This window comes from Stenotrophomonas sp. CC22-02 (genome assembly GCF_004365115.1).
Lineage (GTDB): Bacteria > Pseudomonadota > Gammaproteobacteria > Xanthomonadales > Xanthomonadaceae > Stenotrophomonas > Stenotrophomonas forensis.
Window position 1 is genome coordinate 1841278 of sequence record NZ_SOCO01000001.1, and the last position, 20350, is coordinate 1861627.

Here is a 20350-nt window from a genome sequence, read left to right on the forward strand (position 1 = left end):
TCAGCGCCCCCGCCCGGGTGGCGTCACGCCGGGCCCCTGTTTGATGGCCGCATCGCCCGCCACCGGCTACCTGCTGGACGCTGCCAGCGCCGGCTCGGGCCTGGCGATCGCCCTCGCCCCGTCATTCGCGATGTCCGCCACTTACCTGGCGATGGCCGACAGCCTCGGCTTGGCCATGCAGAACGCCGTGGCCAACCAGCAACGCGGCCAGGTCACCGCCGGCGCCAGCCTGGCCCAGGTCCTGGCCTTGATCATCCAGAAGGGAGCCGTTCCATCATGAGCAGTGAGAACACCGTCAACAGCCAGATCGTCGACAGCGTCAGTGCCGCCTCGACCCTGCTGGTGGCCCAGGGGCCGGCGCAGTCCTTCAGCATGCTCGACATGGTGATGCTGGAGACGCTGGGCACGGCCATGCACAACGCGGTTGCGCGCCAGCAGGGTGCGGGCATGGTCAGCAACGCCGCGGTCACCGCCGCCTGCGCGAAGATGATCAATGCCCCCTGGCCGGTACCACCGCCGCCTCCGCTTCCGCCGCCGCCGCCACCGCCGCAGGTCATTCCCCTGCCGGGACCGGTGCCGGCGCCGCCTTCGCCCGCGGCGGTGATCGCCGCGGCTACCGCAGAAGGAAAGACCGCCATCAGCGTCCTGCAGGCACAGACCCACGGTGCCACTGCCGACGCTGCGGCCGCCACCGCCAGCCTGCACACGCTCGAACAGCTTGCAGGCGACGGCGCGGCGCCCGCGCCCGGCCCTGCGCCCGACTCCACGCCCGGTCCGGAACCGGCAGCGGGTCCCGCCCACGACCCCGCGCCAGACTCCCCCTCCACCGCGGCCGCCGACGGCACCGACGCCACGCCGTGACCGTGCTGCGGCTGCATTCCGGCCGCCCCCGCCCATCAAGGAGCCCGTATGGACCCGAGCAACGTCAACGCCCAGGTCATCGATGTGATCAACCAGGTGCAGACGGCCACCATGGCCACGACCGTGGTGAAGACCAGTGGCGCCGGCAAGGCCTACCAGTCGGTGGCCCAGTCCGCGGCGATTGCCGTGCAGGACGCTGCCGACGCGCTGCGCAACGTTTCCACCATCGCAACCACCGCCGCCGGTGTGGCCATGGCCCAATACCTGGCGACCGGAGACGAGAAGTATGCGAGGGTGCTCACGCAGGCGCAGACCATGATGCAGGGGGCCACCGACGACTTCACCCGCGTCGGCAGCGCCGCTGCGACCGTCCTCAAGGATTTTCCGGCCCAGTGAGGCCGCCAGGAGAGCCACGCATGAGCGTTTTCATCGACGGTCGCCCCGTTCCCCATCCCGGCCAGTTCAGTTCGCGGACCAAGCGCGTGCTGCCGTTCGTCGATGGCGGCCACCATTGGCTGCAGTGGGCAATCGATTCACACGAGCATCGATACGCCTTTGCAGACGAAGGTGCGATGCTTGAAGGCGTGCAGCAGGGCCTGCATGGGTCACGCATGGCCTGGCTGCCCCATGCCGGCCTGCAGGTGAGCCCGGTCAAGCTGCTCAGCCTTCACACCGACGAACTTGAAGCCTTGCGCCAGCTGGAATCGAGTCCGCCCAGCAACCTGCTGTCGAATGAAGTGCAGAGTGTGCTGGTCCGGCACAGCCTGCTTAGCAACAAGGAACTGGGCGCATACGGGCCCTTCCTCGCGGCCGTTGGCGCCGGCGACGCGCCGCTGCTGCAGCAGCTCGACTTCCGTGAATCGCTGGCGCTGTACCAGCTGGCCCAGGAGCACGGCGGCCATAACCCACCCAGCGAGGCCCAGGCCGAAGCTGCCCGTTTCGCCCTGCAGCACGCACGCAGGCCGATCGAATTCGCCGACTATTTCCGCTTCTACCTGCGTGCCTATCGGCCGGGAGGCAACAGCGACCTGCGCCTGGAACGCGCCACGCACGCATTGCAGACCCTGCTGCCGATGCTGTTCGGATATCTGGACGGGCCTCAGCTTTCGCATCTTCCATCCCCCGAGCAGGTGCGCGCCGCCATTGCCGAAACACTGGCGGCAAACCGCCACATCGGCTACGCCCGCATTTCGCTGGCCGCGCAGCAGGTCGCGACGTTCCTGGGCGATGGCGATGGGCTGCGGCTGGATGGCGAACGATGGCGCGAGGCCGCGCGTCGGCAACTGCGCGGCGCACAGGCGTTCCTCGACAACCATCCGGTCTCGCGCGGCCAGCTCGGCCAGGACGGTGCCAGCGTGCTGTTCGCCATCGATGGCTCCAAGGAACAGGCGCGCATACAGGTGGAGGACAATGTCATCACCCTGCTGGACTACCGCCGGACGCGCCGTTTCGCCGAGGATGAGGCCGAGATCGGATACCAGGCAGACGCGGTGTGAGCCCGCCCTCACCCGCCCCCGCGCCGGATGACGGCGTGCAGGCCGCCACGGCCGCGCTGGCGTCTGCCGCCGGCGTGGCCGTGACCGCCGGCCGTCAGGCCGCGCGGCAGCAGGCGCAGAAGATCCTGGCCGATGCCCAGGCGGCATTACGCCACATCCTGGGGGAGCGCAACGACGGCTCCTCCTCCCCAGCCCCAGAAGGAGTTCCTGCGATGACCTTCCCGATCCCACCCTCTCCGTTCCCCACGCCGGACCGTCCCGGCGGCAAAACCCCCATGCAGATTGCGCAGGAACTGGCCGACGCCGCGATGGCGGCAAGCGAGGAAGGCATCCGCCAGGCGATGATGGTCTCGCAGCACGCCGTCGAAGCCGCCGCCGAAGCCGCCCGGCGCGCCGATGAGGCTGCCGAGGAAGCGGTACGCAGGGCCGCCGAAGCGAACGCCAGGTAGCGTCCGCTGCGGTGATGCGCACACCCCGGGCAGGCCTGAACCTGCGCCGGGGTCTTTCATTGTTCCGGTATGCGACGGTAACTGCGCGGGCTGACCCCGACCAGGCGCCGGAAGCTCTTTTCGAAATGACTGAGATCGCCGAAGCCGACCTGCAGCGCGACATCGGTGATGCGCAGGCGTTGCCCGCCCCGCAGCAGCTGCTTGGCGTGTTCGATGCGCTGCTGCTGCAGCAGCAGCTTGAAGGTGGTGCCCAGTTCGCTGCGGAACAGGAAGCCCAGGTGCGACTGGCTCACATGCGCCTGGCGCGCCAGATCGCCCAGCGTGACCGGCTCGGCCGCATGATCCTTCAGGTAGGCAAGCGCACGCTTGAGGCCATCGTGCAGGCCGTCGTGCGACGGCGCTGGTGCCGTCGAAGCCCCAGCCTGCGCTGCTGCCCCGACCACCTGCAGCGCCTCCGCCTCGGGCAGCGGACGATCCGCGTCCACCGCCGCTTCGCCCAGCATCAGGCCAGGTGCATGCCGCAGCAGGTCCTCACGACGGATGCTGCGTCCACCGGTCATCACTGCCAGGCGCACCACCACCCGCTCCATCTCCAGCAGGTTGCCGGGCCAGTCATGGCCCCGCAGCGCGTCCAGCACGTCATCGCTGATGACCTGTGGGTTGAACCCATGCATCTGCAGCGAGCGCGCCACCAGTGCGTCGATGTCATCGATGCGCTCACGCAGCGGAGGAATGTCCACGGTGAGGAACTCCAGTCCGGCCAGCAACGCCCGCGAGAACTGCCGCTCGCGCACACGCTGTTCAAGGTCGGCACTGGTGGAGGCGATCACTCGGATCGCGCGGGCCTGGCCGGACTGGACCGTGGCGGTCTCCAGGTCGCGGATGCAATGCGAGAGCTGCGCCTGCAAGGGCACCGGAAGCTCATCCACCTCGTGGAAGTACAGGCTGCCGCCGCGGGCGCGTGCGAACCAGTCCGCAGGCGTGTCCTGTGGGTGGGCGCAGTTGACTTCGACGAACGGCCCCCGCCGCCGCGGACCGCAGCTGTGCAGGGCCGCGGCCAGTTCCATCTTCTCGGTGCCGAACTCGCCGCGCAGCAGCACCGGCAACTGGCTGGCGGCAGCGCGCTCGACGAACTCCTCCATCCGCTTCAGCGCGTCGCAGGCGCCGACCAGCAGCAACGGGCGGCTCAGGGCCTGTTCGGCCCAGGCTTGCGCTTCATAGCGTTTGATCAGGTGTGCGCATCGATGCGCAAACGCTTCACCCAGCGCCAGCGCACTGCTGTCCAGCCTACCCGCCTCGCCTTCCAGCTGCAGCTCGCCGAGTACCTCGCCGCCGTAGCGGATCGGCAGGCGCTGGCTGGCCTGCGCCGAATGGCTGCGCGTGGCGAGCGAAGCGTCCTGGCCAGGGGCGGTGTCTGGTCCATGCAGATGGACACGGCCCCCACGCAGGGCATGGTGTTGCGAAAACTCCTTGACGAACGCGCCCAGCAGATCGGTCAGGGACCGGTGGGGTCGATAGGCGCGCTGCAACATCTCACTGACTTGCCTGTGCATTGAAACTCCCCTTTCGAATGGCAACCCGGTGCAGACGCACCAGGCGATCGCGCAGTGGCTACCGTCCCGGTTTTACTGCGTGATGCTGCGACGCCCTCGCCGTGTCTCATGCCAGCCGCCGGACACGCAGGTGAACGCGCACGCAGTCCGCTCCCATGCCCCCAAGGGATTGCCGTCGGCAGGTCGACGATGCGGACGTTGGACGGATCCGGCCTCGTCCGCGACCAACGGCACGCGCGGAATCCGGATTATCAAAAGGCAGTTTCAAGAAAATCGTGATGATAATCACGTGAATACCGCTTCCATACGCTGCCCAACGGCGCATGACATCGTGACGCCGCATTTCCAGTGATCCCCGCCCGCGCCACAGCACCGGCCTGCGCGCAGGGAACTGCGGCATGATGGGCGCCTTGCCACCACGGGTAGCCTGCCATGTCATTGGGATTCATCGGCCTGGGTGTCATGGGAACGCCGATGGCGGGCCATCTCGCGCGGGCGGGCCACCCGGTGCTGGGCTGGTCCCGTTCCGGCCGCACCGCCGCCGCCGCACGCAGCGGCGGGGTGAAGGTGGCCGCGCAGCTGGAGGACGTGTTTGCCGCCTGCGGCACGGTCATCCTGATGCTGGCCAACGATGAAGCCATCGACAGCGTGCTCGATCGACAGGGCGGCGCGTTTGGCGACCGCGTGCGGGGCCGCCTGCTGATCAACATGGGCACCAGTTCCGCGGCGTATTCGCAGGCACTGGGCGAACAGATCCGTGCCGCGGGCGGCCGTTACGTGGAAGCGCCCGTGTCCGGCTCACGGGTGCAGGCCGAAGCGGCGCAGCTGGTCATCCTGCTGGCCGGCACCGATGCCGATCTCGCCGTGGCGGCGCCACTGCTGGCACCGATGGGCCGGCAGACGGTGTGCTGTGGCAACGTGCCGTCAGCGTTGCGCATGAAGCTGGCGGTGAACCTGTACCTCATCACGCTGGTCACCGGCCTGGCCGAAGCCGTGCATTTCGCCGAAGCCCATGGCATCGAGCTGGAACGCTTCGCGCAGGTGCTCAATGCCGGGCCGATGGCCAGTGACGTGTCACGTATCAAGCTGGACAAGATGGCCCGTGGCGACTTTGCCGTGCAGGCATCGATCACCGACGTGCACAAGAACAGCGCGCTGGTGGCCGCCGCTGCGCGCGAGGTCGGCATGCATGCACCGCTGATCGAGGCCAGCGATGCCCTGTTCGCAGAGGCACAGCACGCAGGGCTCGGCGCGCTGGACATGGCCGCCGTGCTGGAGGTGGTCCGCGCCGGGCCCGGCGCTGCCGGCCGGCGCTGACCCGGATTCATCTTCCGGCACTCCTGCCGTCCCCGGCCGCTGCTATATTCAGCCACGCTCGGCAGGCACGGTGCCTGCCCTCGAATCACAGGGAGTTGGACATGGGTCTGGTACAGGCGGTGAAGGGTGCGGTAGGCGGTGTGCTGGCCGACCAGTGGAAGGATTTCTACACCGTGCCCACGGGCCTGCCGTCCACGGCGGCCCTGTTCGCAGCGGTGCCGCGCGGCACCAACGCCGGCCGCGGCTCCAACACCAGCGGCTCGTCCAACATCATCAGCAACGGTTCGAAGATCGTTGTGCCGGAAGGCTACGGCCTGCTGCTGTTCCAGGATGGCGCGATCACCGCGTTCGTTGCCGAAGCGGGCGGCTATGAGTGGCGCTCGGACGATCTGAACTCGCAGTCGATCTTCGCCGGTGATGGGCTAGTCAGCACCTTCATCAAGCAGAGCTGGGAACGCTTCAAGTTCGGCGGCCAGCCGGGCTCGCAGCAGGCCGCCTACTTCGTGTCGCTGAAGGAACTGCCGGACAACCGCTTCGGCACCCAGTCGGAGATCTACTGGGACGACGGTTTCCTCAACACCCAGGTCGGCGCGGTCACCCGTGGCTCGTACACGCTGAAGATCGTCGACCCGATCCTGTTCGTGAAGAACTTCGTGCCGGCCAGCTACCTGCAGCCGGGCCAGGTGTTCGATTTCACCGACCTGGACAACGCCGCCGCCAGCCAGCTGTTCAATGAAGTGGTCGGTTCGCTGGCCCCGGCCTTCAGCCTGTATACGAACGATCCGGGCAAGGGCAACCGCATCACCAAGCTGCAGCAGGATTCGATCGGCTTCGCGCAGAGCCTGTCGGCCGCGGTCGAGCAGGCATATCAGTGGCAGAGCGATCGTGGCCTGGCCATCGTCAAGACCGCCATCGTTTCCATCGAGTACGACGCCAACACCCGTGAACTGCTGAAGACCGTGCAGCGCGCCGATGCGCTGTCCGGTTCGCGTGGCAATTCCAACCTGCAGGCCAGCGTCGCCCAGGGCATCCAGTCGGCCGGCGAGAACGGTGGTGCGGCAGGCCTGGTGGGCGTCGGCATGGCCTCGGGCATGTTCGGTGTCGGCGGCATGCAGCAGCCGGCGACGCCGGCTGCGGACGATCCGGTGGCCAAGCTGAAGAAGGCCAAGGAAATGCTGGACCTGGGCCTGATCACCCAGAGCGACTACGACGCCCTGAAGGCCAAGGCACTGGGCCTGTAACGGCAGGACGCGCAACGAACATGTCCGATCCCCGAAACGGCCCCCCGCCGCTGCCCGGATCCGCTCCCGCGACGCCGCCGCCCTTGCCGGCGGCGTCGTTGAATGGACCGGGTTCGCCGCAGGACGTCCCTCCCCTGCCCGGCAGCTTCCCGCTGGACACCTCGACGCTGCCACAGGCCATCCGCGATGAAGTGGAAGCCCCGGACCCGGTCGCCATCGACACCTCGGCCAGCGAGCTGAAGGATGGCCTCAACCGCTGCCCGAAGTGCGGCGCCACCGACATCCGGCCCAAGGCCGGCACCGACATCCTGGTCTGCCTGTACTGCCGTCACGAATGGCATGGCGCGCGGGTCGAGGAGGAGTTCGGGCTGGGCGAAGCCATCGACCAGCTGCGTGGCACCGTCATCGCCTCCGGCGCGCGTGACATCGACGCCGACACCTCGGCGTTGATGACCTTCAAGTGCACCGGCTGCGGCGCCGAAGTCACGGTCAATACCGAAAGCACGATGACGGCGCGCTGTCACTGGTGCCGGCATGTGTTCGGCGTCAACGAGCAGATCAGCAACGGCGCGGTACCCGATGCCGTCCTTCCCTTCCATATCAGGAAGGACGATGCGGTCGCGCGCATCCGCCAGTTCGTCGACAAGCGCAGGATGTTCGCGCTGAAGGCGTTCAAGGATGAGTTCACCCCGGAAAACGTGGTGGGCGTGTTCCTGCCCTACATGATCGTGGACAGCAATGTCAGTGCGGCCGTGGCCGGCAAGGGCGAGATCCAGACCCGGCAGTACACAGTGGGCAGCGAGAAGAACAAGCGCACCCTCTACGATGCCGATGTCTACCGGGTCGAGCGCCAGGTCGACTTCACCGTCGATGACCTTCCGCTGGAGTCCTCCGCCGAGCGCGGCAACCTGGATATCCGCACCAATACCAACAACATCATCAACACCATCCTGCCGTTCGACACCAAGAACGCGGTGAAGTGGAACGCCTCGTACCTGGCCGGCTTCACCTCGGAAAAGCGCAACCTGGACGTGGAAAAGCTGCGTCCGCGGCTGGAAGACCAGCTGCTCTCGATCGCCCGCGCGCAGGTGGAGGGTTCGGTGAAGCGCTACAACCGTGGCGTGCGCTGGGAGCAGGAGCAGCTGGAGGTGCATGGCACCCGATGGGTATCGATGTACCTGCCGGTCTGGCTGTACTCCTACCATCAGCCCGGAAAGAACGGCGGCATGCTGCACTACATCGCGGTGAACGGGCGTACCGGTGAAACCATGGGCAGCGTGCCCGTGCAGCAATGGAAGATGCTGCTGGCGGCACTGGCCACCGGCACCGTCATTGAAGCCCTCGCAATTGCCTTCCTGGTGGCATCGACATGAGCGACGACAGTGGCCTCTGGCTGTTGGCGGCAGGTCCGGCCGGCGCAACCGCGCTGTACTGGGCGCTGTACCGCTATTACCGCAACACCGACAAATCGCATTCCTTCGAGCACGAGACCGACATCCAGGCGCAACCGGTCACCGGCTCGGACCAGAAGGTGGACCGGATCACCGGCACCGAGGAGAAGCGCATCCGCGGTGACAATGTGTATGACTATCGACGACGCGTGGCCCGGGTGAAACCCGATCCGTAGAGCCAGGCCATGCCTGGCTGCGGGGAGTGCCGGCCGCTGGCCGGCATTCCCTCGTTCGCCTGACGTCACAGGGGAGCCGGCCAGCGGCCGGCACGACCCTCAGCCCGCCTGCCCCAGTCGCACCTTCAGCTGCTGGATCTCCTGCTCGCTCACCCCGATCGACTTCAGGTAGCCTTCGGCACCGCCGTACTGGCTGTGCAGCGCCGCCAGGAACTGCTCCATGTTGTCCGGTGCGGTACCGGACATGCCGGCCATCTTGCGGCCGATCTCCGGATTCTGCTTGATCAGCGCCATGATCTGCGCGTTCATCGCGCTGTCCTTCGGCTGGCCTTCCAGGTAGTGCGCGGAGATCGCGTAGTTGTGCACGATCTCGGCCTTCGGCACCCCGGCCAGGTCCAGCAGCAGGCCGGCGATGATGCCGGTTCGGTCCTTGCCCGCCGTGCAATGGAACAGCACCGCGCCGTCCTGCTGCGCGGCAATGCGCTGGAACACCTGCTTGAACTGCGGCTGGCTGTGGCCCAGCCACTGCACATAGGCTTCGCCCAGTGAATCCGGGAAGCGGGTCATCATCTTCTGCAGGTCCATCTTCTCGGTGCCCATCAGCGAGATGCGCTGGTAGTCGAAGCGGTCATCCGTGGCCAGCAGGTCCGGCGACTGCGCCTGCTCATCGGCGGTACGCAGGTCGATGTCCAGCTTCACGCCGGCAGCGGCCAGGGCATCGCGATCGGCGTCGGTCAGCCGGCCGAGATCGGCGGTACGCACGAACGCCGTAGCCGGAATCTGGCCGTGGCGGCCCTGCAGGCCGGCAAAGGTGCGCACGTTCCACGCCCCCTGCAGCGGAAGTACGCGCTGCGCATCGGCGGCCACCGGCTTCACATTGGCGGCAGCAGCCGGCTTGGCGGCAACGGCCTGGGTTGCGTCTGCGGCCACGGCGGTCGCCGCCAGCGGCAGGCTGAGCATCACGGCCAGGGCAAGTTCGGTAGAGCGGTGCTTCATGGGAGTCTCCGTTCGAATCAGAAGTTGACGGCCACATCCAGGCCGAAGGTGCGGGGATCGTTGAAGATGCCGGTCTGGCCCAGCGCCGGGCTGTTGAGCTTGTAGAACAGGTGCTGTTCGTCCAGCAGGTTGCGTGCCCACAGCGAGAACGACATCGTGGTGCCGGTGCTGTTCACCGGCACATCCACCAGCGCCACGCGGGCGTTCACCACGAACGAGCTGTCAGTGAGCATCTGGTCGTACTCGCTGGTGTAGTAGCCATCGGACCAGTTGCCGTCCACATGGAACTTCAGCGCCGAGAAGTTGGCGAACGGCACCAGGTAGTCGGCCGACAGGCTGCCCGCATTCTTCGGCGCCAGCAGCGGCTGCACGGTCACCTGCACACCCGCACCGAACGGGTCCGTGGCCGTCTGCGCATCGATCTTCGTATACGCGTAGTTGAGGCCGAGGGTGAGGTTGTCCACCGGCATCACGTTGAATTCCAGCTCCGCGCCGCGCGACTTCCCATCACTCAGTGCGTTGGTGGTGACCATGGTGGTGCGGGTTTCACCGCTGTTCGGGTCGAACGGCAGCGAAAAGTCCATCTGCTTGTGCGCGATGGTCGAATCGAACACCGCCAGGTTAAACCGCGCACGGTTGTCCCAGAACTGCGATTTGAAGCCCAGCTCATAGGCGGTCACCTCTTCCGGGCCGAACGCGGTGTAGTGGGTCGAGCGCGAGTTGGCGCCACCAGCCTTGAAGCCGGTGCTGTACCTGGCGTAGACCATCGCGTGCTCGCCCAGGTCGTAGGCGATGTTGACCATCGGGTCGAAGCGGCTCCAGCGATCCTTGAAGGCAAGATTCGTCGCCGCACCGTTGACGATGTACAGGCTGCCCTTCTTGTCATCGCGGGTGTAGCGGCCACCGGCGGTCAGGTGCAGGCCCGGCATCGCCTCCGGGGTCCACGTGGCCTGGCCGAACACGCCCAGGCTGTCGGTCCACGCCTTGCTGGCGCGGTCGATGCGCACCCGCGACAGGTCCAGCGGGTTCGTGGCCGGGTTCAGCGTGTAGCTGTTCCCGCCCGGCCCCCACACCAGCATGTTGGGCGTCTGTGCATTGTCGCCCGCGGTCTCGTGGTAGTAGAACGCGCCACCGAGGAACTGCACCTGCGCGGTGTTACCTATCAGCTGGAACTCCTGGCTGTACTGGTGCTGGTAGACCTGGGCCAGGCTGTAGCGGCCGAACGGCGTACCCGCGCCACCGTAGGCCGAGATCGCATCGACCAGGCCCATGTCGAACTGGCCCTGGGTCAGCTCACGGTAGGAACTGATCGACTTCAGCTCCAGGTTTTCCCTCAAGGTCCACGACAGGTTCAACAGATGGCCACTGGTGCGGCCGGTGTTGTCTTCCTGCGGGCCGCCCAGGATGGCGCTGTCGCGGCGGTCGAGGCTGGCCCCGGCCTTCTGCAGCGGGCTGAGGTAGGCGCCGGGCACCAGCACCTGGGTGTGGTACGGCGTGGTCGCATCGTAGGAACGATCGAACGCATACAGCACCGAGACATCATCGCGCGGCTGCCACAGCGCGCTCAACCGAGCACCACGCTTGTCGTAGCTGTTGAAGTCGCGCTCGCCACGCATCGGGTTGTCGGTGGTGCCGCCACGCTTGGCCTGCACCGCGTCGATCTTGAAGCTGACATCACCCACCTTGGGCAGGTCCAGGTGCAGCGCGCTGTTGTAGCCGCTGTAGTTGGACACACCGGCGCTGACGCTGCCGCCGAACTCGCCGGTCGGCGCCTTGGTCACGATGCTGACCGCACCGCCTTCGGTGTTGCGGCCGAACAGCGTGCCCTGCGGACCCTTCAACACTTCGATGCGCTCCACGTCGTAGAGCATGCTGCCCAGGCCCTGCGCGCGGCCCATGAACACGCCATCGACGTAGATGCCAACGCCGGCATCGCGCGCCGGCTGGTTGGCATCGCCGGACGCACCGATGCCACGGATGCCGATGTTCAGCGCCGAACTGCGGGTTGCGAACGGGGTCACCCGCAGCGACGGAATCGAGCCATCGGACAGGCTGCCCAGCGAAATCGCGCTGCGATCCTTCAACGCCTCGGCGTCGACCACCGACACAGAAATCGGCGTCTCCTGCAGGTTGGTGGCGCGTTTCTGCGCGGTCACCACCACCTGGTCAAGCGCCACCACGGTTCGTGCCGCGTCGGCGGAGGCAGTGGCATCGGCTTCGGCATGGGGGCCGTCTTCGGCATGGGCCATCGCCGGCAGCGCGGCGGCAATGGCGAGGGTGAGCAGCGGGCGGTGCAGCGTGGCGTAGCGCATCGGACTCGTTCGCGGAAGGAGAAGGCCGGCGCAGTCTGGGAGTCGGGAATTACAAATGAATGACCGTTCATTCACACCTTTTGTGACGTACTATCCCGTCTCTGGACGCCCTGACCTTCCGCAATGACGCCAAAGCCCGCCGTAGCCCCACCCGTTGATGACGCCGCCGCCGCACACGCCGAGGCCCAGCGCCGGCGCATCCTCGATGCCGCCCAGAAGTGCTTCATCACCCGCGGCTTCCACGCCGGTTCCATCGGTGATATCGCCGCCGAGGCCGAGATCAGCCAAGGGCTGATGTACCGCTATTTCGCCAACAAGCGGACCCTGATCCTGGCCCTGATCGAGCGCCAGCTGCGCCACGACCAGGCGTCGATCAGCGAGATGCCGGCGGCATCCGATCTGGTCGATGGCCTGCTGGAGTGCTACCGGCAGTGGGCGCGCGGCGCGGTGCTGCCGATCCACGGCAACGCCATCGCCAGCGTGGCGCTTTATGCCGAAATCAACGCCGAAGCGCACCGCGACCCGATGCTGGCCCAGGTACTGCGCACCCACGACAAACAGACCAGCGCCGCCATCCATGACTGGCTGCGCCAGCACGATGCGCGCCTGGGTCGGCCGATTGACGAGGAGGCCATCGCCGGGCGCACCCTGCTGCTGCGCCTGCTGGTGGAAGGCCTGGCCATGCGCGCCGTGCGCGACCCGGACCTGCCACCGGCACGCGTGCGCGCCCTGCTGGCCGATGCGATTGGGCGGGTGATGGCGGACTGAGCGCCGCTCGACGTCACCTGGGCCGCATGGTGCTCGGCTTCCCCTGTTGGAACGGAGCGCACTGCGACCAGTCCCGCTGGTGCTTGCGCATGCCGCTCCACGTGGTCGTCATGAGCTCCTTCGCCTCCGCCGCGGAGTAAAGGTAGCTTTCAGCAGGATATCCCGCCGCCTGCATGCACAGCAGGACCTCGCGCATATTGGACTCGATCCACTGATTGGCCATCGACCCGCCCATCCCCCGCATGCTGAAGCATCGCGCCGATCAGCGCCCGGGCACGCAGCGTCCCGGTGTGATAGGCGTTCTGCACCCTGGGAAACGCCGAGAAGGCAAGCGTAGTACCCACCAGGAAATCAAATGCGATCGAGAGCTTCTTGGCCTCGTCCATCGGGCTGCCGTCCTGCCGGGATCTCAGCAGCCAGGTCGCCAGCAGCCGCCCCGCCATTTCATCCGCGTCCGACTCCATGTACAGGCGCATCTTCGAATCGCCTGGCGCCGGCATCAGAGGACGCTCATCCATGTAGAGACTGCCGCAAGTGGCGGTTTCATACCCGAGATGGCCTCTCACCACATGCGCGAACTCATGCATGAAAATCGCCAGGAATCCACAATGCGCGTAGCGGATGCCTCGATCCCTTCTCTGCTGGCTGTCGGGAATGCGAAAGGTTTCGGAACGCGGCCACTCCATCGTCGCCTCCAGCGTACGTTCCATGGGGAGCGCGGGGTCCAGCCCCGGAACACTCAGCACCCGATAGGCTGCGACAACGGTTTCCAGAAGGCTGCCTGCCGTGACTGACAGGCCATAGGCGGGCTCACCCGGATGTATGGTCCAGGCCATGCCATTGGCGTACGGGGAATCCGTCACGAATCCGCAGAGTCTTCCGGGCCGGAAGGCATGGATCGCGCCCCCGAAACCCTGACGCACGGCAGCGAATGCGGCCTTGACGATCTCCATCCCATCCTGCGCTTTGCCCTCCACCAGGAAAACCGGGGGAAGCACGCTCGTGGCGCTCAGTGGTGCGCAACCATTCGCTTTCAGCGTCGCGATGGCAGCCACACGATCACGCTGCTGCAGCGGGCCAAACTCGTAGGGGTTCAACACAGATCGGCGGCCCTTGAAAAGACCGGGCCAGAGTGCATTGGAATTATCTCGTTTCTGCAACAGTCGACTCCTGCAAGGACAGCCCTGTGTCAGGAAAAACCTGACACGAACCCGATCCATGCGAACGCATAATAGGAACCCGTACCCTGCCCAGGCAGGCCCGCTTCAAACCCACTTTCGATGAAACGGCCGCATGAAGGCTTGGAGAATCTAGATCATGAAGATCACCCCGACAACACTCACGCTTCAGCAGTTTTTCTCGGTGGGAAACGAACAGTTCCTGATACCGGCCTATCAGCGTCGGTACGCCTGGGGGCAGCGCCAGCAACGGGAACTGTTCGACGATATCCGCCTGCTGCCCGCCGCTGATGCACACCTGCTGGGTACCGTGCTGCTGTTGTCGGATACGCACAAACCCGGCGTGAATCATCTTGAGCTGGTGGACGGCCAGCAGCGCGTCACCACCCTCACCATCCTGATGCGCGTGCTTGCGCGCAGATACGAAAAGGACGGTGACAAGGAGGCCGCCCAGGAGCTTGAGAAGCTGCTGCATTGTCGAGGCATCGATCGCAAGACCCAGCCCAAGCTTCATCTTGGCGACCTGGATCACTCCGATTACGCGGCCATCATGGATTCGATGGATGTGTCCGAAGTTGATAACGAACGGCTGAAGGGCGCCCATCTCAACTTCACCGCCTGGGTCGAACAGCTGAAGACCGATGAGCTCAACGAGTTCTTCCACAAGCTGCTCAACAACGCCTCCATCATCCGGCTGGATGTGGGCGCGGCAAAGGATGCCTACAAGCTCTTCGAGACCATCAACAACCGCGGGCTGCGCCTGAAGCCAACCGACATCATCAAGAATTTCCTGCTCGGCCACGCCTCATCGCTTTCGCAGGCCACGCTGGACAAAGTGAAGGATGACTGGCGGAAGCTGATTGTGGCCCTCGACGGGCTGGACAGCGACGACTTCTTCCGCCAGTGGCTGGCTGGAAAGCTCCATCGCAAAGTCTCAAAGACCAAGCTGGTGGGCGACTTCAAGGGGTACTACCTGCGCAGCGTGGTCGAGGCCGAATCCATGACCGAGTTTCTCTCTTCGGTCATCAAGGACGAAGAGGACGACGACGAGACGGAGGATGGAATCCTTGTCGCGTCGGACGAGGACGATACAGCGGATGCGGGCCCCAAGTCCGGCAAGGCCCGGAAGGTCAAGCTGATCGCATTCGCGAAAGCCCTTCGGCAGTCCGCCGAACTCTATTCGAAGCTGCTCTGGTGCGAGACCGGCTTTGAAAAGCTGGACCGGCATATCGGCAATCTCTGGGATATCAAGGCGTTCCAGGCATTTACCTGGCTGCTGGACATGTTCGGCAGGGACAGCCTCGACGAGAAGGCCAGGATCCGGCTGCTCAGAACGCTGGAGTCCTTCATGATGCGCAGGCATATCTGCGAGAAGCGCTCCAACGAACTTGAGACGATCTTCGCAATGCTGACAGGCCTGGATGACGTCGACTACGAGAAGACCGCCATAGGCATCCTGCGCGAGCACACGCCCGACGACGACGAGTTCGGCGCCGCCTTCGCCGCATTCCCGTTCGTGCCCGCAGTGATCAATCGTGCCAGGTATGCGCTGCAGGTCCTCGAGTACGATGCGATCGGCCACAAGAACGAGTACTACCTTGCCGATCCGGATGAGCTCGAACTCGAACACATCATTCCCAAGGCTGCAGACAAAGCGAGCACCAAGAAGGAGCTTGGCGATTGGCCGAGCTATCTGGGCGATGGATGGAAAACCAAGCACTCCCGGATGCTGCATCGAATCGGCAACATGACGCTCATCGCGGACGAGCTGAATGTGGTGGCGTCAAACAATCCCTTCCAATCCAAGAAGAAGGAGTACGCCAGTTCCAACATCCAGTTGACCCGGGATGTCGCCGGGCTGCCGCATTTCAGGTTCAAGCAGGTGGAGGAGCGCTGCCAGCACTTCGCAAGCCGCGCCGTTGTGCTGTGGAAGGTCTGACGCCTGGCCGAGGGTAGATGGCACCCCCGGCAGTCCGCCTGCCTGGGCCCACGCCGCCGATGCTGACCCGGCGCGGGCCGCGTAACCATCACGCGGTCCCCGCCTCACCGGCTCGATACTCGCCCGGTCGACCCTGCCGAGGTTCCTGCGACGGCTGCCGTGCTTGCCCGTACCTGCCTGTCCACGCTGTGCTGCCTGGCCCTGCCCGCGGTGGCCCAGGACGCCTCGTTCCGCTTCGGCGAACAGACCACCCGCACCGAACAGACCACACAATCCAGCAGCACCCAGACCCGGAACAGCGAAGTGTCCACCTCCGGCGATATCGGGAGCCTGGCCACACAGTCCACCACCGGCGACACCTCCCAGTCCGAAATACGCAGTGAAAACAGGGCGGTTGATGTAGACGCCGGCGTTGGCCGCAACGACCGTGACGATGATTGGGGGCATGACCGCCGTCGCAGCCGCGATATCCGCGACAGTGACCTGTTCGGACGCTGGACGCTGGGCCAGGAGAATGGCAGCACCTGCACCATCGAACTGCGCAACAGCGAATGGTTCGGTGGCTATAGCGCCTATGTGCCCGCCGGCTGCCCGGACGGCTTCTTCTCTGCCAATCGCTGGGTGCTGTCCGGTGACCAGCTGCTTCTGACCGACACCAGCAACACCGTGTTCGGGCGCTTCAGCTTCTCCGGCGGTGGTCGCTGGTCAGGGTCGCGCGAATCCGACGGCGCGCGCTTGTATCTGAACCCCGCCGGGCGCTGACGCCTCGTACCTGCACGCCTTGGGCACGGGCGGGCGCGGAAGATGATCCGCTCCGCCCGCTACCGCCTGCGCGATGTCCGCTCCCACCGGTTCCCGTCTTGTCATCTATGCAGCCCTCGCCGGCAACCTGGCCATCGCCGTGGCCAAGTTCATCGCCGCAGGCATCTCCGGCAGCTCGGCCATGCTCAGCGAGGGCGTGCATTCGCTGGTCGACACCCTCAACGAACTGCTGCTGCTCTACGGCCTGCGGCGTGCCGGCAAGGCCCCCGACCCGGTGCATCCCTTCGGGTATGGGCGCGAACTCTACTTCTGGAGCTTCATCGTCGCCCTGCTGGTGTTTGCTGCAGGCGCGGGCGTTTCGGCCTACGAAGGCATCCAGCACATCCGCAACCCACAGCCCGCCAGCAACTACGCATTGAGCTACAGCGTGCTGGGCATCTCCTTCCTGTTCGAGGGCGCCTCGTGGTGGGTGGCGCTGCGCGAGTTCCGGCGCACCAAGGGCACGCTCGGCTATTTCGAAGCCTTCCGCCGCAGCAAGGACCCGTCCACCTTCACTGTGCTGCTGGAAGACAGCGCCGCCCTGCTCGGCCTCGGCTTCGCCCTGATCGGCCTGCTCGCCGCGCAGTGGCTGGACATGCCGACCCTCGACGGCGTGGCCTCGCTGTGCATCGCCGCCGTGCTGGCCGTCACGGCCTTCCTGCTGGCGCGGGAAACCAAGGGGCTGCTGGTGGGCGAGCCCGCGCATCCGGCAGTGGCCGAGCGCATCCTGGCCGTGGCCGAAACCGATCCTGACCTGCGCCGTGCCAACGGCGTGACCACCCTGCAGATGGGCCCGCAGCAGGTCGTGGCGATGCTCAGCGCCGAGTTCGAGGATGACCGCCGTACCCCGCAGATCGAGGCCTGCATCACCCGCATCGAGGCGGCAGTGAAACGTGAGTACCCCGAGCTGGTGGCCCTGTTCGTGAAGCCGCAGACACCGGAGGTCTACGCCGCCCGGCGCGCCGCGTTGGCGTCGCGTACCGATCAGCCGTGAGCCGGCATCGGCAGTGGCTTCACCCGGCAGCGCTCACACTGCCCAGTGTTCCCGCAGAGCCCGCCCCTGCCGTGCTGGATGGATTGCCGCCGCACTGGAAGATTCTCCCCCGCCGCTTCTACCAGCGCCCGCCCACCGAGGTTGCGCCGGAGCTGCTGAACAAGCTGCTGGTGCGCGACGATGGACGCGCGGCCCGCATCGTCGAGGTCGAAGCCTACGCCGGCAGCGTGGACCCGGCCGCGCATTCCTACCGCGGGCCGACCCCGCGCACCGCCAGCATGTTCGGCGAAGCCGGGCACCTGTACGTCTACTTCACCTATGGCATGCACTGGGGCAGCAATGTGGTGTGTGGCGAGATCGGTGAAGGGGTGGCCGTGCTGCTGCGTGCCGCCGAGCCGCTGGCCGGGCTGGAGCATATGCGCGAATTGCGCCCGGCTGCCAGGCGCGACCACGATCTGGCCAGCGGCCCAGGCAAACTCTCCCAGGCGTTCGGGCTGGACCGCCGCTTCGACGGTGCCGATCTGGTCACCGGCAACCAGGGCATCGTCATCGCCAGCGATGGCACCGCACCCCCGCTCGACCCGGTGGTCGGCCCGCGCATCGGCATCTCGCGCGCGGTGGAGTTTCCGTGGCGCTGGCACGTTCGCGACCACCGTCACGTTTCAGTGCGCCCCGCCCGCTCGCCGCGCAAGCGCTGACCGCGCTGCCTCACGTTGGCATCACCCGGTGATGGGGCTACATAACGCGGTACGCACTAGCGTAGCGCCTGACAGCCGCCGAAGCCGCCCTCGCCACCCAGCCCTGAAAAGCGCCATGGACGAAGCCGAACGACTGCTTGAACTTGACCGGCTGCACCTGCTGGACACCCCGCCGGAGCCCGTGTTTGACGCCATCGTGGCCGCCGCTCGTGCCGCCACCGGCATGACCATGGCGTTGATTTCGGTAGTGGCCGACGAACGCCAGTGGTTCAAGGCCAACATCGGGCTGGACGGGGTCAGCGAGACCGCACGCGAAATCTCATTCTGCACGCACACCATCCAGCAGGATGCGCTGTTCGAGATTCCAGACGCCCGCCAGGACCCGCGCTTTGCCAGCAATCCGCTGGTCACCGGCGGCCCCCGCATCCGCCACTACGCCGGCATCTCGCTGGGCTCGGCGCATGGTGCGCGCATTGGCACGCTGTGCCTGCTCGACCCGATGCCCGGCGTGCTGTCGCCGTCGCAGCGCGAACTGATGGTGCACCTGGCCCGGGTCACTACCCAGGTGCTGGAGCAGCGCAGCACGCTGATGGCGCAGGTCGGCCAGGCCAAGGCCCTGCACCGCGAACTGAAGCGCAGCGAGGATTTCCTGGAACGCACCAACCGCGCCGCGCGGGTGGGCGGCTGGGAACTGGACCTGGCCAGCAACGAGGTGCGCTGGACCCGCGAGACCAAGCTGATCCACGGCGTGCGCAGCACCTTCGAGCCCACCCTGGAAACCGCACTGTCGTTCTATCGCGAAGACAGCCGCAGCATCATCCGCACCGCCGTGCAGCGCTGCATCGACGAAGGCACCTCCTGGGAAGTGCAGCTACCCATGACCACCGCCGACGGCCGCGACATCTGGACGCGCGTGGTCGGCGGCCGGCAGCAGGTCGATGGACGCCCGCGGCTGGTCGGGGCCATCCAGGACATCACCGAAGAGCGCGCCGCACTGGATGCGCTGGAGGCCAGCGAAACCCGCTACCGGCGTTTGTTCCACTACAGCCTGGGGCTGATCTGCACGCACACGCTGGAAGGCGTGCTGACCTCGGTGAATCCGGCCGCGGTGCAATCGCTGGGCTTCGATGAGAGCTACATGATCGGGCGCAGCCTGTGCGACCTGATGCCGCCGGAGAAGCACGCCGCGTTCAAGGCGTATCTTGCACGCATCGCGATCAACCACACCGATGCCGGCGTGATCGAACTGATCGCCGCCGATGGCACCCGCCACTTCTGGGCCTACCACAACGTGCTCGACAGCGAGGCCAGTCCGCCCTACGTGCTGGGCCACGCGCAGGACGTTACCGCGCTGCGCATGCAGGAACAGCAGCTGCGCGAGATGTCCTTCAAGGATCCGCTCACCCAGAGCTACAACCGCCGCTTCCTGCCACGGCTGGACGAGCTGGCCGACCAGCCCTGGGCCTGCCTGATGTTCGACCTCGATCACTTCAAGCAGATCAACGACACCCAGGGCCATGCGCGCGGCGATACCGTGCTGGTGGAGTTCGCCGCCTTCCTGCGCTCGCCGCTGGGTGCGGCGGAAAACGTGGTGCGAATGGGCGGCGACGAGTTCATGGTGGTATTGATCACCCCGGACACGGGGCGGCTGGCGGTGTTGGAACAGTGGTATCTGCAGCATGCGGCGCAGTCGCCGACGCCGTTCTCACTCGGTGCCACGCACCACACCCCCGGCGAATCGGTGGGCGATACCCTGCAGCGTGCCGACAGCCGGCTGTACCGCGAACGCGCGCGCGTGCGCAGGCATCCGCGGCCGGCTTCCTGACAGGCCGCGCCCGCTACGCGGCATCGCACGCAATGTCGTGATTGGCACGCCTCGATCCTCCGCTGCGCGGCTGCATCCACATTCCAATAATTTCGAACTTTTCAACTATTCTCATTGGCAGCCCAAGCGCTGCATGCAAATCATATCCAGCCACCGACAACGGGTGGCACGGGCTTCCAATCCCGTTTGACTAATGTTGTTTACGCTTGCCTGTCGGCGTCGTCCAATCCCTCTGGAAGGCGCCGGCAGGCACTCTGTCCGCGCATCTATGGCGGGCGGTGCGTGGGGGCCTCGT

General features: G+C 66.1%; 19 protein-coding genes. 15 read left to right on the forward strand and 4 right to left on the reverse strand.

The window, feature by feature from the left end:
• Nucleotides 1-43 precede the first annotated feature (43 nt).
• The 5 genes from N440_RS08535 to N440_RS20455 are packed head-to-tail and all read left to right on the forward strand — an operon-like array spanning nt 44 to nt 2806.
• Nucleotides 44-280 (forward strand): RebB family R body protein, encoded by a 237-nt coding sequence (locus N440_RS08535; protein ID WP_008265905.1) that lies wholly within the window; start codon nt 44-46, stop codon nt 278-280.
• The gene (locus N440_RS08540) at nt 277-861 is read left to right on the forward strand and encodes a RebB family R body protein (RefSeq protein ID WP_133934743.1); all 585 of its coding nucleotides are present in this window, start codon (nt 277-279) and stop codon (nt 859-861) included. Before N440_RS08535 ends, N440_RS08540 begins: the two co-directional genes overlap by 4 nt.
• Nucleotides 862-909: 48 nt before the next feature.
• Nucleotides 910-1257, forward strand: coding sequence for a hypothetical protein (locus N440_RS08545; protein ID WP_006479484.1), 348 nt, complete (start codon nt 910-912; stop codon nt 1255-1257).
• 20 nt (nt 1258-1277) lie between these two features.
• Nucleotides 1278-2357, forward strand: a complete 1080-nt coding sequence (locus N440_RS08550; protein ID WP_133934744.1) for a hypothetical protein — start codon at nt 1278-1280, stop codon at nt 2355-2357.
• A 35-nt stretch (nt 2358-2392) separates the two neighbouring features.
• The gene (locus tag N440_RS20455) at nt 2393-2806 is read left to right on the forward strand and encodes a hypothetical protein (protein WP_243831309.1); all 414 of its coding nucleotides are present in this window, start codon (nt 2393-2395) and stop codon (nt 2804-2806) included.
• A gap of 56 nt (nt 2807-2862) precedes the next feature.
• Here N440_RS20455 and N440_RS08560 read toward each other — a convergent pair whose 3' ends face one another.
• Entirely contained in the window at nt 2863-4359 is a 1497-nt protein-coding gene (locus N440_RS08560) for a helix-turn-helix domain-containing protein (protein WP_133934745.1), read from the reverse strand.
• Nucleotides 4360-4791: 432 nt separating this feature from the next.
• Between N440_RS08560 and N440_RS08565 the strand changes: the two genes are divergently transcribed.
• From N440_RS08565 to N440_RS08580, 4 genes are all read left to right on the forward strand, one after another.
• Entirely contained in the window at nt 4792-5676 is an 885-nt protein-coding gene (locus tag N440_RS08565; protein WP_133934746.1) for an NAD(P)-dependent oxidoreductase, read from the forward strand.
• Nucleotides 5677-5777: 101 nt separating this feature from the next.
• A complete protein-coding gene (locus N440_RS08570) occupies nt 5778-6917 on the forward strand; it encodes an SPFH domain-containing protein (RefSeq protein WP_133934747.1) in 1140 nt (379 codons plus the stop codon).
• 20 nt (nt 6918-6937) lie between these two features.
• On the forward strand, nt 6938-8290 hold the full coding sequence (locus tag N440_RS08575; protein ID WP_133934748.1) for a TFIIB-type zinc ribbon-containing protein: 1353 nt from the start codon (nt 6938-6940) through the stop codon (nt 8288-8290).
• On the forward strand, nt 8287-8544 hold the full coding sequence (locus N440_RS08580) for a hypothetical protein (RefSeq protein ID WP_133934749.1): 258 nt from the start codon (nt 8287-8289) through the stop codon (nt 8542-8544). The genes N440_RS08575 and N440_RS08580 overlap by 4 nt, the downstream gene beginning before the upstream one ends.
• A gap of 99 nt (nt 8545-8643) precedes the next feature.
• On the opposite strand, the gene N440_RS08585 is transcribed toward N440_RS08580, so the two are convergent.
• Both N440_RS08585 and N440_RS08590 read right to left on the reverse strand, forming a co-directional pair.
• A complete protein-coding gene (locus N440_RS08585) occupies nt 8644-9540 on the reverse strand; it encodes a tyrosine-protein phosphatase (protein WP_133934750.1) in 897 nt (298 codons plus the stop codon).
• Between the two features lie 17 nt (nt 9541-9557).
• A complete protein-coding gene (locus N440_RS08590) occupies nt 9558-11852 on the reverse strand; it encodes a TonB-dependent receptor (RefSeq protein ID WP_133934751.1) in 2295 nt (764 codons plus the stop codon).
• Nucleotides 11853-11975: 123 nt separating this feature from the next.
• Between N440_RS08590 and N440_RS08595 the strand changes: the two genes are divergently transcribed.
• On the forward strand, nt 11976-12620 hold the full coding sequence (locus N440_RS08595) for a TetR/AcrR family transcriptional regulator (RefSeq protein ID WP_049457117.1): 645 nt from the start codon (nt 11976-11978) through the stop codon (nt 12618-12620).
• 149 nt (nt 12621-12769) lie between these two features.
• On the opposite strand, the gene N440_RS08600 is transcribed toward N440_RS08595, so the two are convergent.
• Entirely contained in the window at nt 12770-13780 is a 1011-nt protein-coding gene (locus tag N440_RS08600; RefSeq protein ID WP_133934752.1) for a hypothetical protein, read from the reverse strand.
• 157 nt (nt 13781-13937) lie between these two features.
• On the opposite strand from N440_RS08600, the gene N440_RS08605 reads away from it, so the two are divergent.
• From N440_RS08605 to N440_RS08625, 5 genes are all read left to right on the forward strand, one after another.
• Nucleotides 13938-15737, forward strand: coding sequence for a DUF262 domain-containing protein (locus tag N440_RS08605; protein WP_133934753.1), 1800 nt, complete (start codon nt 13938-13940; stop codon nt 15735-15737).
• 159 nt (nt 15738-15896) lie between these two features.
• Nucleotides 15897-16499: an AprI/Inh family metalloprotease inhibitor gene (locus N440_RS08610; RefSeq protein WP_243831311.1), complete on the forward strand. Its 603-nt coding sequence runs from the start codon at nt 15897-15899 to the stop codon at nt 16497-16499.
• Nucleotides 16500-16572: 73 nt separating this feature from the next.
• Nucleotides 16573-17532, forward strand: a complete 960-nt coding sequence (locus tag N440_RS08615) for a cation diffusion facilitator family transporter (protein WP_133934755.1) — start codon at nt 16573-16575, stop codon at nt 17530-17532.
• 74 nt (nt 17533-17606) lie between these two features.
• Entirely contained in the window at nt 17607-18230 is a 624-nt protein-coding gene (locus N440_RS08620) for a DNA-3-methyladenine glycosylase (protein ID WP_166671577.1), read from the forward strand.
• Between the two features lie 115 nt (nt 18231-18345).
• Nucleotides 18346-20055, forward strand: a complete 1710-nt coding sequence (locus N440_RS08625) for a diguanylate cyclase (RefSeq protein WP_133934757.1) — start codon at nt 18346-18348, stop codon at nt 20053-20055.
• The last annotated feature ends 295 nt before the right edge of the window (nt 20056-20350 follow it).

Coding starts and splice junctions, on each gene's coding strand:
- N440_RS08535 (WP_008265905.1), top strand. CDS start 44: ATGGCCGCATCGCCCGCCACCGGCTACCTGCTGGACGCTGCCAGCGCC.
- N440_RS08540 (WP_133934743.1), top strand. CDS start 277: ATGAGCAGTGAGAACACCGTCAACAGCCAGATCGTCGACAGCGTCAGT.
- N440_RS08545 (WP_006479484.1), top strand. CDS start 910: ATGGACCCGAGCAACGTCAACGCCCAGGTCATCGATGTGATCAACCAG.
- N440_RS08550 (WP_133934744.1), top strand. CDS start 1,278: ATGAGCGTTTTCATCGACGGTCGCCCCGTTCCCCATCCCGGCCAGTTC.
- N440_RS08560 (WP_133934745.1), bottom strand. CDS start 4,359: ATGCACAGGCAAGTCAGTGAGATGTTGCAGCGCGCCTATCGACCCCAC.
- N440_RS08565 (WP_133934746.1), top strand. CDS start 4,792: ATGTCATTGGGATTCATCGGCCTGGGTGTCATGGGAACGCCGATGGCG.
- N440_RS08570 (WP_133934747.1), top strand. CDS start 5,778: ATGGGTCTGGTACAGGCGGTGAAGGGTGCGGTAGGCGGTGTGCTGGCC.
- N440_RS08575 (WP_133934748.1), top strand. CDS start 6,938: ATGTCCGATCCCCGAAACGGCCCCCCGCCGCTGCCCGGATCCGCTCCC.
- N440_RS08580 (WP_133934749.1), top strand. CDS start 8,287: ATGAGCGACGACAGTGGCCTCTGGCTGTTGGCGGCAGGTCCGGCCGGC.
- N440_RS08585 (WP_133934750.1), bottom strand. CDS start 9,540: ATGAAGCACCGCTCTACCGAACTTGCCCTGGCCGTGATGCTCAGCCTG.
- N440_RS08590 (WP_133934751.1), bottom strand. CDS start 11,852: ATGCGCTACGCCACGCTGCACCGCCCGCTGCTCACCCTCGCCATTGCC.
- N440_RS08595 (WP_049457117.1), top strand. CDS start 11,976: ATGACGCCAAAGCCCGCCGTAGCCCCACCCGTTGATGACGCCGCCGCC.
- N440_RS08605 (WP_133934753.1), top strand. CDS start 13,938: ATGAAGATCACCCCGACAACACTCACGCTTCAGCAGTTTTTCTCGGTG.
- N440_RS08615 (WP_133934755.1), top strand. CDS start 16,573: ATGTCCGCTCCCACCGGTTCCCGTCTTGTCATCTATGCAGCCCTCGCC.
- N440_RS08625 (WP_133934757.1), top strand. CDS start 18,346: ATGGACGAAGCCGAACGACTGCTTGAACTTGACCGGCTGCACCTGCTG.